This is a genomic window from Streptomyces sp. NPDC045955 (genome assembly GCF_056430805.1).
The window spans coordinates 1-13,844 of sequence record NZ_JBWKKY010000023.1; the positions used below are offsets into that span (position 1 = coordinate 1).

Here is a 13,844-nt window from a genome sequence, read left to right on the forward strand (position 1 = left end):
CCTGCACGCTCACGGGCGTCCCGGACCCGGACGCCGTGGACCGAGCGGACACACCCGCCCCCCCCCCCCCCCCCCCCTCCCTCCCCCCCCCCCCCCCTCCCCCCCCCCCCCCCGGCGGCACGTTTCTGCTGACTCCTCGGCCAGCCCGGAAAGCGGTCAGCCCTCGTCGTGGGTCGCCACCGCGCGACGCGCGTCCGCGTCCAGGACACCCCAGCTGATGAGCTGCTCGGTGAGGACCGAGGGCGACTGGTCGTAGATGACGGCGAGTGTGCGCAGGTCGTCCTGGCGGATCGAGAGCACCTTGCCGTTGTAGTCACCGCGCTGCGACTGGATCGTGGCCGCATAGCGCTGAAGAGGGCCTGCCTTCTCGGCCGGCACCGTGGCCAGCCGCTCCAGGTCCAGGACCAGCTTCGGCGGCGGCTCGGCGGCGCCGCCCGGGGTGGTGCCCGGGAGCAGCTCCTGCACCGGAACGCCGTAGAAATCCGCCAGCTCGGCGAGGCGCTGCACGGTCACGGCACGGTCGCCGCGCTCGTACGAACCGACCACGACCGCCTTCCAGCGTCCCTGGGACTTCTCCTCGACACCGTGGAGGGAAAGGCCCTGCTGGGTGCGGATCGCCCGGAGCTTGGCCCCGAGCTGTTTGGCGTATTCGCTGGACATATAGCTCCCCGGCACTGTGTCGACGCGTCTGGCGTGGGTGCCAGGCCGCGCGGCTGGTAACTCACTGTGAGGTTACGCAGCGTTACTCTGCCGCGTCAAGCCGAATGGTCCGCACCGGCTCTTCCGTGGTATCGGCACTCTGTTGGGCCGAGTGGGTGATCCGAGGGGGCCGTCCGGGTGACGGCGAGGGCCTGCTACCGTGGATGGCGCAATCCCGACGTCCTTTAAGGTCCGTCCCGTGAGACGGAGAAGGAGGTCCGTTTCGTATGGACTCGCACGGCACACCGTCCGATGCCCGGCCCGTTCTCGAAGGGCCCGACATCGCGCGGGTACTGACCCGCATCGCCCACGAGATCGTCGAACGCGCCAAAGGCGCCGACGACGTGGTGCTCCTCGGCATTCCGACCCGGGGCGTCTTCCTCGCCCGGCGGATCGCCGACAAGCTCGAGCAGATCACCGAGCGCAAGGTTCCCTGCGGCTCGCTCGACATCACCATGTACCGCGACGACCTGCGTATGCACCCGCCGCGTGCGCTGGCCCGCACCGAGATCCCCGGTGACGGCATCGACGGCAAGCTGGTCGTCCTCGTCGACGACGTCCTCTTCTCCGGCCGCACGATCCGCGCCGCCCTCGACGCCCTGAACGACATCGGGCGCCCCCGCGCGGTGCAGCTCGCGGTCCTCGTCGACCGCGGTCACCGCGAACTGCCCATCCGCGCCGACTACGTCGGCAAGAACCTCCCCACGTCGTTGCGGGAGACGGTCAAGGTCCAGCTCGCCGAGGAGGACGGTCGCGACACCGTGCTGCTCGGTGCCAAGCAGACCGCCCAGTAGCGCTCCAGGCGTACGCCGCTGTCGTACGCCGGCTCAGTGCGCCCTCGCGCACCGGTCTGCCCCATTTCTCCAGCTTGAACTGCCTTACGGAGCCTGACAGATGCAGCGTCATCTCATCTCGGCCGCCGACCTCACCCGCGACGACGCCGTCCTGATCCTCGACACCGCCGAGGAGATGGCCCGGGTCGCCGACCGGCCGATCAAGAAGCTGCCGACCCTGCGCGGCCGCACGATCGTCAACCTCTTCTTCGAGGACTCCACCCGGACCCGGATCTCCTTCGAGGCCGCCGAGAAGCGGCTCTCCGCGGACGTCATCAACTTCTCCGCCAAGGGTTCGAGCGTCTCCAAGGGCGAGTCCCTGAAGGACACCGCCCAGACGCTGGAGGCCATGGGCGTCGACGCCGTGGTCATCCGGCACGGTTCCTCGGGAGCCCCGTACCGGCTGGCGAACTCCGGCTGGATCGACGCGGTCGTCGTCAACGCCGGTGACGGCACCCACCAGCACCCCACCCAGGCCCTGCTGGACGCCTTCACCATGCGCCGCCGCCTGATCGGCCCGGAGGCCGGGATCGGCCAGGACCTCGACGGCAAGCGCATCACGATCGTCGGCGACGTCCTGCACAGCCGGGTCGCCCGCTCCAACGTCGACCTGCTGCACACCCTCGGCGCCGAGGTCACCCTCGTCGCCCCGCCTACCCTGCTGCCGGTCGGCATCGAGAGCTGGCCCTGCGAGGTGTCGTACGACCTCGACAGCACGCTGCCCAAGTCCGACGCTGTGATGATGCTGCGCGTCCAGCGCGAGCGCATGAACGCCGCCTTCTTCCCGACCGAGCGCGAGTACTCCCGGCGCTACGGCCTCGACGGCGACCGCATGGCGCGGATGCCCGAGCACGCCGTCGTGATGCATCCCGGCCCGATGGTCCGCGGCATGGAGATCACCGCCGAGGTCGCCGACTCCGACCGCTGCACCGTCGTGGAGCAGGTGGCGAACGGAGTCTCCATCCGGATGGCCGTCCTGTACCTGCTGCTGGGCGGAAACGAACCCGCCGTCACCCAGACCCGTACCGAGGAGAAGTAAGACAGATGAGCAAGATCCTGATCCGTGGTACGAAGGTGCTGGGCGGCGAGCCGCAGGACGTGCTGATCGACGGCGGGACGATCGCGGAGGTGGGCAGCGGGCTGTCCGCCGAGGGTGCCGAGGTCGTCGAGGCCGAGGGCAAGGTGCTGCTGCCGGGGCTGGTCGACCTGCACACGCATCTGCGCGAGCCCGGCCGCGAGGACTCCGAGACCGTCCTCACCGGCACCCGCGCCGCGGCCTCCGGCGGCTACACCACCGTGTTCGCCATGGCCAACACCTTCCCGGTCGCCGACACCGCCGGTGTCGTCGAGCAGGTCTGGCGGCTCGGCAAGGAGCACGGCTACTGCGACGTCCAGCCCATCGGTGCCGTCACCGTCGGACTGGAGGGCCGCAAGCTCGCCGAGCTGGGCGCCATGCACGAGTCGGCCGCCGGGGTCACCGTCTTCTCCGACGACGGCAAGTGCGTCCACGACGCGGTGATCATGCGCCGGGCCCTGGAGTACGTGAAGGCCTTCGGCGGTGTCGTCGCGCAGCACGCGCAGGAGCCGCGGCTGACCGAGGGCGCCGAGATGAACGAGGGGGTCGTCTCCGCCGAGCTGGGCCTCGGGGGCTGGCCCGCGGTGGCCGAAGAATCGATCATCGCCCGGGATGTCCTGCTCGCCGACCACGTCGGCTCCCGCGTCCACATCTGCCACCTGTCGACCGCCGGGTCCGTCGAGATCGTCCGCTGGGCCAAGTCCCGCGGCATCGACGTCACCGCCGAGGTCACCCCGCACCACCTGCTCCTCACCGACGAGCTGGTCCGCACGTACAACCCCGTCTACAAGGTCAACCCGCCGCTGCGCACCGAGCGCGACGTGATGGCCCTGCGCGAGGCGCTCGCCGACGGCACGATCGACATCGTCGCCACCGACCACGCCCCGCACCCGCACGAGGACAAGGACTGCGAGTGGGCCGCGGCCGCCATGGGCATGGTCGGCCTGGAGACCGCGTTGTCAGTGGTGCAGGAGACCATGGTCGACACGGGCCTGCTGGACTGGGCCGGCGTCGCCGACCGGATGTCCGTCAAGCCCGCGCAGATCGGACAGGCCACGGGGCACGGCCGTCCCGTCTCGGCAGGTGAGCCCGCCAACCTCACCCTCGTCGACACGGCATACCGTGGCTCTGTGGATCCCGCGGGCTTCGCCTCGCGCAGCCGCAACACCCCGTACGAGGGTCGTGAGCTGCCGGGCCGTGTGACGCACACGTGGCTGCGGGGCAAGGCCACGCTCGTCGACGGGAAGCTCACGTGACACCTGTACTCCTGCTGGCCGCCGAGAAGGAATCGGCGCAAGTGACCGACTGGGCCGCCCGCATCGGCTGGGTCGTCGGCCTCGCCCTCTTCGTCGCGCTCGTCTACTGGCTGATGCGCGAGGGCTGGAAGTGGCGCGGCACGCTCCAGGGCGACCTGCCCGAGCTGCCCACCACTCCGGACGAGACGGGCCCGGAGCGCCTGGCCATGAGCGGCCGCTACCACGGCTCCACCACCGCCGGGCAGTGGCTCGACCGCATCGTCGCGCACGGCCTGGGCACCCGCAGCCGCGCCGAGCTGACCCTCACGGACGCCGGACTGGACGTCGTACGCCCCGGGGCGAGCGACTTCTTCGTCCCGGCCGCACAACTGCGCGAGGCCCGGCTCGACAAGGGCATCGCGGGCAAGGTGCTCACCGAGGGCGGCCTGCTGGTCGTCACCTGGGCGCACGGCGACCGGCTGATCGACTCCGGCTTCCGCTCCGACCACGCGGCCGAGCACAACGAGTGGGTCGAAGCCATCAACTCCATGATCGAAACGAACACCAGGGAAGGCGCCGAACGATGACCACCTCCACCAGGGGAGCCAAAACTCCCGCCGTACTCGTCCTGGAGGACGGCCGGGTCTTCCGCGGCCGTGCCTACGGGGCCGTGGGGGAGACCTTCGGCGAAGCGGTGTTCTCCACCGGCATGACCGGCTACCAGGAGACCCTCACCGACCCCTCGTACCACCGCCAGGTCGTGGTGATGACCGCACCGCACGTCGGCAACACCGGCGTCAACGACGAGGACCCCGAGTCCAAGCGCATCTGGGTCTCCGGGTACGTCGTGCGCGACCCCGCGCGCGTGCCGTCCAGCTGGCGCTCCCGGCGCACGCTGGACGAGGAGCTCGCCGCGCAGGGCGTCGTAGGCATCTCCGGCATCGACACCCGCGCCCTCACGCGCCACCTGCGCGAGCGCGGCGCGATGCGCGTCGGCATCTTCAGCGGTGACGCGGTCCGGGAGGACAGCGCACTCCTCGCGCGCGTGCAGGAAGCCCCGCAGATGAAGGGCGCGAACCTCTCCGCCGAGGTCGCCACCACCGAGCCGTACGTCGTCCCGGCGATCGGCGAGAAGAAGTTCACCGTCGCCGCCGTCGACCTCGGCATCAAGGGCATGACCCCGCACCGCATGGCCGAGCGCGGCATCGAGGTGCACGTGCTCCCGGCGACCGCGACCATCGAGGACGTCTACGCGGTCGACCCGGACGGCGTGTTCTTCTCCAACGGCCCGGGCGACCCGGCCACCGCCGACCACCCCGTCTCCGTCATGCGGGGCGTCCTGGAGCGCGGCACCCCGCTGTTCGGCATCTGCTTCGGCAACCAGATCCTGGGCCGCGCGCTCGGCTTCGGCACCTACAAGCTGAAGTACGGTCACCGCGGCATCAACCAGCCGGTGCAGGACCGTACGACCGGCAAGGTCGAGGTCACCGCGCACAACCACGGCTTCGCCGTCGACGCCCCGCTCGACAAGGTCTCCGAGACCCCGTTCGGCCGCGCCGAGGTGTCCCACGTCTGCCTGAACGACAACGTGGTGGAGGGGCTGCAGCTCCTCGACCGCCCCGCCTTCAGCGTCCAGTACCACCCCGAAGCGGCAGCCGGCCCGCACGACGCCGCCTACCTCTTCGACCGCTTCGTGAAGCTCATGGAGGGCCAGCGTGCCTAAGCGCACCGATATCCAGTCCGTCCTGGTCATCGGCTCCGGCCCGATCGTCATCGGCCAGGCCGCCGAGTTCGACTACTCCGGCACCCAGGCGTGCCGCGTGCTGAAGTCCGAGGGCCTCCGGGTCATCCTCGTGAACTCCAACCCGGCGACGATCATGACCGACCCGGAGATCGCCGACGCCACCTACGTCGAGCCGATCACCCCCGAGTTCGTCGAGAAGATCATCGCCAAGGAGCGGCCCGACGCGCTGCTGCCCACCCTGGGCGGCCAGACGGCCCTCAACACCGCCATCTCGCTGCACGAGAACGGCGTCCTGGACAAGCACGGCGTCGAGCTGATCGGCGCCAACGTCGAGGCGATCCACAAGGGCGAGGACCGCGACCAGTTCAAGGAGGTCGTGGAGGAGGTCCGCAAGAAGATCGGCCACGGCGAGTCCGCCCGGTCCTACATCTGCCACTCCATGGACGACGTCCTCAAGGGCGTCGAGGAGCTCGGCGGTTACCCGGTCGTCGTCCGTCCGTCCTTCACCATGGGCGGCGCCGGCTCCGGCTTCGCCCACGACGAGGAGGAGCTGCGCCGCATCGCGGGCACCGGCCTCACGCTCTCGCCGACCACCGAGGTGCTCCTTGAGGAGTCCATCCTCGGCTGGAAGGAGTACGAGCTGGAGCTGATGCGCGACAAGCACGACAACGTCGTGGTCGTCTGCTCCATCGAGAACTTCGACCCCATGGGCGTGCACACCGGTGACTCGATCACCGTCGCCCCGGCGATGACCCTCACCGACCGCGAGTACCAGACCCTGCGCGACATCGGCATCGCGGTCATCCGCGAGGTCGGCGTCGACACCGGCGGCTGCAACATCCAGTTCGCCGTGAACCCCGAGGACGGCCGGGTCATCGTCATCGAGATGAACCCGCGCGTGTCGCGCTCGTCGGCGCTCGCCTCCAAGGCCACCGGCTTCCCGATCGCCAAGATCGCCGCCAAGCTCGCGGTCGGCTACACGCTGGACGAGATCCCGAACGACATCACGCAGGAGACCCCGGCCTCCTTCGAGCCGACGCTCGACTACGTGGTCGTGAAGGCCCCGCGCTTCGCCTTCGAGAAGTTCCCGAGCGCCGACTCCACCCTCACCACCACCATGAAGTCGGTCGGCGAGGCCATGGCCATCGGCCGCAACTTCACCGAGGCCTTCCAGAAGGCCCTGCGCTCGCTGGAGAAGAAGGGCAGCCAGTTCACCTTCGTCGGCGACCCCGGCGACAAGGAAGAGCTGCTCCGCGAGGCGGTGCGCCCCACCGACGGCCGGATCAACACGGTCATGCAGGCCATCCGCGCGGGCGCCACGCCCGAGGAGGTCTTCGAGTACACGAAGATCGATCCCTGGTTCGTCGACCAGCTCTTCCTGATCAAGGAGATCGCCGACGAGCTGGCCGAGGCGCCCGAGCTGACCGCCGACCTGCTCGCCGAGGCCAAGCGGCACGGATTCTCCGACACGCAGATCGGCGAGATCCGCGGCCTGCGCGAGGACGTCGTCCGCGAGGTCCGGCACGCGCTCGGCATCCGCCCGGTCTACAAGACGGTCGACACCTGCGCCGCGGAGTTCGCCGCGAAGACGCCGTACTTCTACTCCTCCTACGACGAGGAGACCGAGGTCGCGCCGCGGGAGAAGGCGGCCGTCATCATCCTGGGCTCCGGCCCGAACCGCATCGGCCAGGGCATCGAGTTCGACTACTCCTGCGTCCACGCCTCCTTCGCGCTGAGCGACGCGGGCTACGAGACGGTGATGGTCAACTGCAACCCGGAGACCGTCTCCACGGACTACGACACCTCCGACCGTCTGTACTTCGAGCCGCTGACGCTGGAAGACGTGCTGGAGATCGTGCACGCCGAGCAGCAGGCCGGACCGGTCGCGGGCGTCGTCGTCCAGCTCGGCGGCCAGACCCCGCTGGGCCTGTCGCAGGCGCTGAAGGACAACGGCGTGCCGATCGTCGGCACCTCCCCGGAGGCCATCCACGCCGCCGAGGACCGGGGCGCCTTCGGCCGGGTCCTCAAGGAGGCCGGTCTCCCGGCCCCCAAGCACGGCACCGCCACCACCTTCGCCGAGGCCAAGGCCATCGCCGACGAGATCGGCTACCCGGTCCTGGTGCGTCCCTCGTACGTCCTCGGCGGGCGCGGCATGGAGATCGTCTACGACGAGACGCGCCTGGAGGCGTACATCGCCGAGTCGACGGAGATCAGCCCGTCCCGGCCGGTCCTGGTCGACCGGTTCCTCGACGACGCGATCGAGATCGACGTGGACGCGCTCTACGACGGTGAGGAGCTCTACCTCGGCGGCGTCATGGAGCACATCGAGGAGGCCGGCATCCACTCCGGCGACTCGGCGTGCGCCCTGCCCCCGATCACCCTCGGCGGCTACGACATCAAGCGCCTGCGCGCCTCCACGGAGGGCATCGCCAAGGGCGTCGGCGTGCGCGGCCTGATCAACATCCAGTTCGCGCTCGCCGGCGACATCCTCTACGTCCTGGAGGCCAACCCGCGTGCCTCCCGGACCGTCCCCTTCACCTCGAAGGCGACGGCGGTACCGCTGGCGAAGGCCGCTGCCCGGATCTCGCTGGGCGCCACGATCGCCGAGCTGCGCGCCGAGGGCCTGCTGCCGGCCACCGGTGACGGCGGCGAGCTGCCGTTCGACGCGCCGATCTCCGTGAAGGAGGCCGTCATGCCGTGGTCGCGCTTCCGTGACATCCACGGCCGCGGCGTCGACACGGTCCTCGGCCCGGAGATGCGCTCCACCGGCGAGGTCATGGGCATCGACTCCGTCTTCGGCACGGCGTACGCCAAGTCGCAGGCGGGCGCCTACGGCCCGCTGCCCACCAAGGGCCGCGCGTTCATCTCGGTCGCCAACCGCGACAAGCGCTCGATGATCTTCCCGGCCCGCGAGCTGGTCGCGCACGGCTTCGAGCTGATGGCCACGTCCGGCACGGCCGAGGTGCTCAAGCGCAACGGCATCAACGCCACGATCGTGCGCAAGCAGTCCGAGGGCACCGGCCCGAACGGCGAGAAGACCATCGTCCAGCTCATCCACGACGGCGAGGTCGACCTCATCGTCAACACCCCGTACGGCACCGGCGGCCGCCTCGACGGCTACGACATCCGCACGGCGGCCGTGGCACGCTCCGTGCCGTGCCTGACGACGGTCCAGGCGCTCGCGGCGGCGGTCCAGGGCATCGACGCCCTCAACCGCGGCGACGTGGGCGTGCGATCGCTCCAGGAACACGCGGAACACCTGACCGCGGCCCGCGACTAGCAGCCGAAGAGGGGGACACCGGAAACGGTGTCCCCCTCTTCGTGAGGACGTCATGTCTTCGTGAGGACACCATGTACAAGATCTTCTTCAGTCTGTTCTTCAAGCGGATGGACCCGGAGCAGGCGCACCACCTGGCCTTCCGCTGGATCCGCCTGGCCGCCCGCGTGCCCGTGCTGCGCACCTTCCTCGCGGCCGCCCTCGCGCCCCGCTACAAGGAGCTGCGCACCGAGGCCCTCGGGCTGCGCATGCACGGCCCCTTCGGGCTCGCCGCGGGCTTCGACAAGAACGCCGTCGGCATCGACGGCATGGCGATGCTCGGCTTCGGCCACGTCGAGATCGGCACGGTCACCGGCGAGCCGCAGCCCGGCAACCCCAAGCAGCGGCTGTTCCGCCTGGTCAAGGACCGGGCACTGATCAACCGCATGGGCTTCAACAACGAGGGCTCGCTCCGCGTCGCCGCCCGTCTGGCCTCCAGGACGCCCGTCTTCAAGACCGTCGTCGGCGTCAACATCGGCAAGACCAAGGTCGTACCCGAGGAGGAGGCCGTCGCGGACTACGTGAAGTCCGCGGAGCGGCTGGCGCCCTACGCCGACTACCTCGTGGTCAACGTCTCCTCCCCGAACACGCCGGGTCTGCGCAGCCTCCAGGCCACGCAGGCGCTGCGTCCGCTCCTGAGCGCCGTCCGCGAGGCCGCCGACCGCACGGTGCCGGCACGGCGCGTCCCGCTCCTGGTCAAGATCGCGCCGGACCTCGCCGACGAGGACATCGACGCCGTCGCCGACCTCGCCGTGGAACTCGGCCTGGACGGGATCATCGCGACGAACACCACCATCGCGCGCGAGGGACTCGGCCTGAGGTCCGGCCCCGCCCTGGTCAAGGAGGCCGGCGGCCTGTCCGGCGCGCCCCTGAAGGAACGCTCCCTGGAGGTCCTGCGCCGCCTCTACGCGCGCGTCGGGGACCGGATCACCCTGGTGGGCGTCGGGGGCGTCGAGAACGCCGAGGACGCCTGGCAGCGCATCCTGGCCGGTGCCACGCTGGTCCAGGGCTACAGCGCGTTCATCTACGAGGGTCCGTTTTACGCTCGCGACCTCCACAAGGGGCTCGCCGCGCGCCTGCGCACCAGCCCGTACGCCACGCTCGCCGACGCGGTGGGCGCCGACGTGAGGAAGACGGCATGAGTGGTCTCGAACCCTTCGGCGCCCGCCTGCGCCGCGCCATGGACGAGCGCGGCCCGCTCTGCGTCGGCATCGACCCGCACGCCTCCCTGCTCGCCGAGTGGGGTCTCGACGACGACGTGACGGGCCTGGAGCGGTTCAGCCGCACGGTCGTCGAGGCGGTGGCCGACCGGGTCGCCGTGCTCAAGCCGCAGAGCGCGTTCTTCGAGCGGTTCGGCTCGCGTGGCGTCGCCGTCCTGGAGAAGTCGGTGGCCGAGGCGCGGGCGGCCGGCGCGCTGGTCGTGATGGACGCCAAGCGCGGCGACATCGGCTCGACCATGGCCGCGTACGCCGAGTCCTTCCTGCACAAGGACGCCCCCCTGTTCTCCGACGCGCTGACCGTCTCGCCCTACCTCGGTTACGGCTCGCTGAGCCCGGCCGTCGCGCTGGCGCGGGAGAACGGCGCCGGGCTGTTCGTGCTGGCGCTGACCTCCAACCCGGAGGGCGGCGAGGTCCAGCACGCCGTACGGTCCGACGGGCGGAACGTCGGAGCGACCATGCTCGCGCACCTGTCCGCGGAGAACGCGGGGGAGGAGCCCCTGGGGTCCTTCGGCGCGGTCGTCGGCGCGACCCTCGGCGATCTGTCCTCGTACGACCTGGACATCAACGGCCCGCTCCTCGCGCCCGGCATCGGTGCCCAGGGGGCCACGCCGGCCGATCTACCCCAGGTCTTCGGGACGGCGGTGCGCAATGTCGTGCCGAACGTCAGCCGGGGAGTGCTACGCCACGGTCCCGACGCGGTCGCGCTGCGTGACGCCGCGGAACGCTTCGCGGAGGAGATCCGGCACGCCGTGACCTCCTCCTGACGCCTTCCTGCTCTTCCCAGGAGTCCTCCGATGAGTGGTCCGGGGCACGCTTGAGTCTGAATACATCCTCAAATCCGGGGCAGTATGTCCTAAATGTCCGTTCAGATGAAGGCTGACCAGGACTTTTCCGCTGTTCTCGCTGACTCTGGCGGACTTGCCCGCTAGTCTCCGACGAGAGTGAACGGGCAAGCGTGTTGCTCGTAGCTCCCCAGGTGTGGGGCGACTAGGTTCCTCACCGGTCCGTATCCGACAGTTCGACATCCGAGGTGACGTAGGCGTGGCTCTTCCGCCCCTTACCCCTGAACAGCGCGCAGCCGCGCTCGAAAAGGCCGCCGCGGCTCGCCGGGAGCGGGCCGAGGTCAAGAATCGACTCAAGCACTCCGGCGCCTCTCTTCACGAGGTCATCAAGCAGGGCCAGGAGAACGACGTCATCGGCAAGATGAAGGTCTCCGCCCTCCTCGAGTCCCTGCCGGGCGTGGGCAAGGTCCGCGCCAAGCAGATCATGGAGCGACTCGGTATCTCCGAGAGCCGCCGCGTGCGTGGTCTCGGTTCCAACCAGATCGCCTCCCTTGAGCGTGAGTTCGGCAGCACCGGTTCCTGAACCGGGCATTCCGGGGGAGCGAGTCCCGGGCACTCCGGGATTGCTGGATAATCGCTGCATGGCTGCAACACCCCGGGGGACCACCCCCGTGCCCCCGGACGTACGTCCGCGGCTGACCGTGCTCTCCGGCCCCTCCGGGGTCGGCAAGAGCACGGTCGTCGCCCATATGCGCAAGGAACATCCCGAGGTCTGGCTCTCGGTGTCGGCGACGACCCGCAAGCCCCGCCCCGGCGAGAAGCACGGAGTCCACTACTTCTTCGTCAGCGACGACGAGATGGACAAGCTGATCGCCAACGGCGAACTGCTGGAGTGGGCCGAGTTCGCGGGCAACCGCTACGGCACGCCGCGTGCGGCCGTACAGGAGCGCCTGGAGAAGGGTGAGCCCGTACTCCTCGAGATCGATCTCCAGGGCGCCCGTCTGGTCCGGGAGTCGATGCCCGAGGCCCAGCTGGTGTTCCTGGCTCCGCCCTCCTGGGAGGAGCTGGTGCGCAGACTCACCGGGCGGGGCACCGAACCGCCCGAGGTCATCGAGCGCCGGCTCGAGGCGGCGAAGACCGAACTGGCCGCCGAGCCCGAGTTCGATACGACCCTGGTGAACACCTCCGTCGAGGACGTGGCTCGCGAGCTGCTAGCCTTGGTGGACGTCGTGTGACCATCGCTGATCGTTCCCGGGTCTCGCTGATCACCCTGACAGAATCTTTCCCATCCATCGGAAGGTAGAGCGTGTCCTCTTCCATCTCCGCGCCCGAGGGCATCATCAACCCGCCGATCGACGAGCTCCTCGAGGCCACCGACTCGAAGTACAGCCTCGTGATCTACGCGGCCAAGCGGGCCCGCCAGATCAACGCGTACTACTCGCAGCTCGGCGAGGGTCTCCTCGAGTACGTCGGTCCTCTCGTCGACACCCACGTCCACGAGAAGCCGCTCTCGATCGCCCTTCGCGAGATCAACGCGGGGCTGCTGACGTCCGAGGCCGTAGAGGGCCCGGCGCAGTAAGTACTATTTGCAGCTTGACGCTGACTTTTCCACAGGCCCGGCAGGCCGACTGCCGGGCCTGTGGTGTGTCATGGAGTCGTACGGTGTGCCGGTTGCCGAGGTCCGGGGAGAGACGTGGACAAGCCGAAGGTCGTTCTGGGGGTCAGTGGCGGCATCGCCGCGTACAAGGCCTGTGAGCTGCTGCGGCGGCTGACGGAGTCGGGCCATGACGTGCGCGTGGTGCCCACCGCCTCCGCGCTGCACTTCGTCGGCGCCGCCACCTGGTCCGCGCTCTCCGGAAACCCGGTCTCCACCGAGGTGTGGGACGAGGTGCACGAGGTCCCGCACGTCCGCATCGGACAGCACGCCGACCTGGTCGTCGTCGCCCCCGCCACCGCCGACCTGCTCGCCAGGGCGGCCCACGGCCTCGCCGACGACCTCCTCACCAACACGCTGCTCACCGCCCGCTGCCCGGTCGTCTTCGCCCCCGCCATGCACACCGAGATGTGGGAGCACCCGGCCACCCGGGAGAACGTGGCGAGGCTGCGCCGCCGCGGCGCCCTCGTCATCGAACCGGCCGTGGGGCGCCTCACCGGCGTCGACACCGGCAAGGGCCGGCTGCCCGACCCCGGCGAGATCTTCGAGGTCTGCCGCCGGGTGCTGGCCCGGGGCGTGACCGAGCCCGACCTGAAGGGCCGGCACGTTGTGGTCAGCGCCGGAGGCACCCGCGAGCCCCTGGACCCCGTCCGGTTCCTCGGCAACCGCTCCTCCGGCAAGCAGGGCTACGCCCTCGCCCGCACCGCGGCCGCCCGGGGCGCCCGCGTCACGCTGATCGCGGCCAACAGCGCCCTGCCCGACCCGGCCGGCGTGGACGTCGTCCCCGTGGGTACCGCCGTGCAGCTGCGCGAGGCGGTGCTGCAGGCCTCCGCCGACGCCGACGCGGTGGTCATGGCGGCGGCGGTGGCGGACTTCCGCCCGGCGGCGTACGCGGCCGGGAAGATCAAGAAGAAGGACGACCAGGAGCCGGAGCCGATCACCCTGGTGCGGAATCCGGACATCCTCGCGGAGATCTCCACCGAGCGCGCCCGCCCCGGACAGGTGATCGTCGGCTTCGCCGCGGAGACCGACGACGTGCTCGCCAACGGCCGCGCGAAACTGAAGCGCAAGGGCTGCGATCTGCTGGTGGTGAACGAGGTCGGGGAGAGCCGGACCTTCGGTTCCGAGGAGAACGAGGCCGTCGTCATCGGCGCCGACGGCAGTGAGAGCGCGGTGCCGTACGGCCCCAAGGAAGCCCTGGCCGAAACCGTATGGGACCTGGTGGTCGAGCGTCTCCGCTGATGTTTCAGTCGCCCTGCGACCCAGTGAAACCCGGCCGATCCGGG

At 70.1% G+C, this 13,844-nt stretch carries 13 protein-coding genes; 12 read left to right on the forward strand and 1 reads right to left on the reverse strand.

What is annotated here, in order from left to right; translation table 11 throughout:
- Positions 1 to 156 precede the first annotated feature (156 nt).
- Complete coding sequence (gene bldD, locus AC07F0_RS33450) at positions 157 to 660, reverse strand: transcriptional regulator BldD (RefSeq protein ID WP_003988955.1); 504 nt, start codon at positions 658 to 660, stop codon at positions 157 to 159.
- A 266-nt stretch (positions 661 to 926) separates the two neighbouring features.
- On the opposite strand from bldD, the gene pyrR reads away from it, so the two are divergent.
- The 12 genes from pyrR to coaBC all read left to right on the forward strand — a co-directional run bounded on the left by pyrR (position 927) and on the right by coaBC (position 13,800).
- Positions 927 to 1,493: a bifunctional pyr operon transcriptional regulator/uracil phosphoribosyltransferase PyrR gene (pyrR, locus tag AC07F0_RS33455; RefSeq protein ID WP_436725959.1), complete on the forward strand. Its 567-nt coding sequence runs from the start codon at positions 927 to 929 to the stop codon at positions 1,491 to 1,493.
- 100 nt (positions 1,494 to 1,593) lie between these two features.
- Entirely contained in the window at positions 1,594 to 2,571 is a 978-nt protein-coding gene (locus AC07F0_RS33460) for an aspartate carbamoyltransferase catalytic subunit (RefSeq protein WP_478983700.1), read from the forward strand.
- Between the two features lie 5 nt (positions 2,572 to 2,576).
- Positions 2,577 to 3,863, forward strand: coding sequence for a dihydroorotase (locus AC07F0_RS33465; RefSeq protein ID WP_478983701.1), 1,287 nt, complete (start codon positions 2,577 to 2,579; stop codon positions 3,861 to 3,863).
- Positions 3,860 to 4,429, forward strand: a complete 570-nt coding sequence (locus AC07F0_RS33470) for a PH-like domain-containing protein (protein WP_478983702.1) — start codon at positions 3,860 to 3,862, stop codon at positions 4,427 to 4,429. Before AC07F0_RS33465 ends, AC07F0_RS33470 begins: the two co-directional genes overlap by 4 nt.
- Positions 4,426 to 5,565: a glutamine-hydrolyzing carbamoyl-phosphate synthase small subunit gene (carA, locus tag AC07F0_RS33475; RefSeq protein WP_478983703.1), complete on the forward strand. Its 1,140-nt coding sequence runs from the start codon at positions 4,426 to 4,428 to the stop codon at positions 5,563 to 5,565. The genes AC07F0_RS33470 and carA overlap by 4 nt, the downstream gene beginning before the upstream one ends.
- Positions 5,558 to 8,866 (forward strand): carbamoyl-phosphate synthase large subunit, encoded by a 3,309-nt coding sequence (gene carB, locus AC07F0_RS33480; RefSeq protein WP_478983704.1) that lies wholly within the window; start codon positions 5,558 to 5,560, stop codon positions 8,864 to 8,866. Before carA ends, carB begins: the two co-directional genes overlap by 8 nt.
- Positions 8,867 to 8,937: 71 nt before the next feature.
- Positions 8,938 to 10,044: a quinone-dependent dihydroorotate dehydrogenase gene (locus AC07F0_RS33485; RefSeq protein WP_478983705.1), complete on the forward strand. Its 1,107-nt coding sequence runs from the start codon at positions 8,938 to 8,940 to the stop codon at positions 10,042 to 10,044.
- Positions 10,041 to 10,886, forward strand: coding sequence for an orotidine-5'-phosphate decarboxylase (gene pyrF / locus AC07F0_RS33490; RefSeq protein ID WP_478983706.1), 846 nt, complete (start codon positions 10,041 to 10,043; stop codon positions 10,884 to 10,886). Before AC07F0_RS33485 ends, pyrF begins: the two co-directional genes overlap by 4 nt.
- Before the next feature lie 277 nt (positions 10,887 to 11,163).
- Positions 11,164 to 11,487, forward strand: coding sequence for an integration host factor (locus AC07F0_RS33495; RefSeq protein WP_003977346.1), 324 nt, complete (start codon positions 11,164 to 11,166; stop codon positions 11,485 to 11,487).
- A 58-nt stretch (positions 11,488 to 11,545) separates the two neighbouring features.
- Positions 11,546 to 12,139, forward strand: coding sequence for a guanylate kinase (gmk, locus tag AC07F0_RS33500; protein WP_399411991.1), 594 nt, complete (start codon positions 11,546 to 11,548; stop codon positions 12,137 to 12,139).
- A gap of 71 nt (positions 12,140 to 12,210) precedes the next feature.
- The gene (gene rpoZ / locus AC07F0_RS33505; protein ID WP_003988945.1) at positions 12,211 to 12,483 is read left to right on the forward strand and encodes a DNA-directed RNA polymerase subunit omega; all 273 of its coding nucleotides are present in this window, start codon (positions 12,211 to 12,213) and stop codon (positions 12,481 to 12,483) included.
- Between the two features lie 114 nt (positions 12,484 to 12,597).
- Entirely contained in the window at positions 12,598 to 13,800 is a 1,203-nt protein-coding gene (gene coaBC / locus AC07F0_RS33510) for a bifunctional phosphopantothenoylcysteine decarboxylase/phosphopantothenate--cysteine ligase CoaBC (RefSeq protein ID WP_478983707.1), read from the forward strand.
- Positions 13,801 to 13,844 lie beyond the last annotated feature (44 nt).

Bases quoted from the DNA above. Each gene is read 5' to 3' on its own strand.
- pyrF (WP_478983706.1), top strand. From the start codon at position 10,041: ATGAGTGGTCTCGAACCCTTCGGCGCCCGCCTGCGCCGCGCCATGGAC.
- pyrR (WP_436725959.1), top strand. From the start codon at position 927: ATGGACTCGCACGGCACACCGTCCGATGCCCGGCCCGTTCTCGAAGGG.
- AC07F0_RS33460 (WP_478983700.1), top strand. From the start codon at position 1,594: ATGCAGCGTCATCTCATCTCGGCCGCCGACCTCACCCGCGACGACGCC.
- AC07F0_RS33485 (WP_478983705.1), top strand. From the start codon at position 8,938: ATGTACAAGATCTTCTTCAGTCTGTTCTTCAAGCGGATGGACCCGGAG.
- carA (WP_478983703.1), top strand. From the start codon at position 4,426: ATGACCACCTCCACCAGGGGAGCCAAAACTCCCGCCGTACTCGTCCTG.
- AC07F0_RS33465 (WP_478983701.1), top strand. From the start codon at position 2,577: ATGAGCAAGATCCTGATCCGTGGTACGAAGGTGCTGGGCGGCGAGCCG.
- gmk (WP_399411991.1), top strand. From the start codon at position 11,546: ATGGCTGCAACACCCCGGGGGACCACCCCCGTGCCCCCGGACGTACGT.
- bldD (WP_003988955.1), bottom strand. From the start codon at position 660: ATGTCCAGCGAATACGCCAAACAGCTCGGGGCCAAGCTCCGGGCGATC.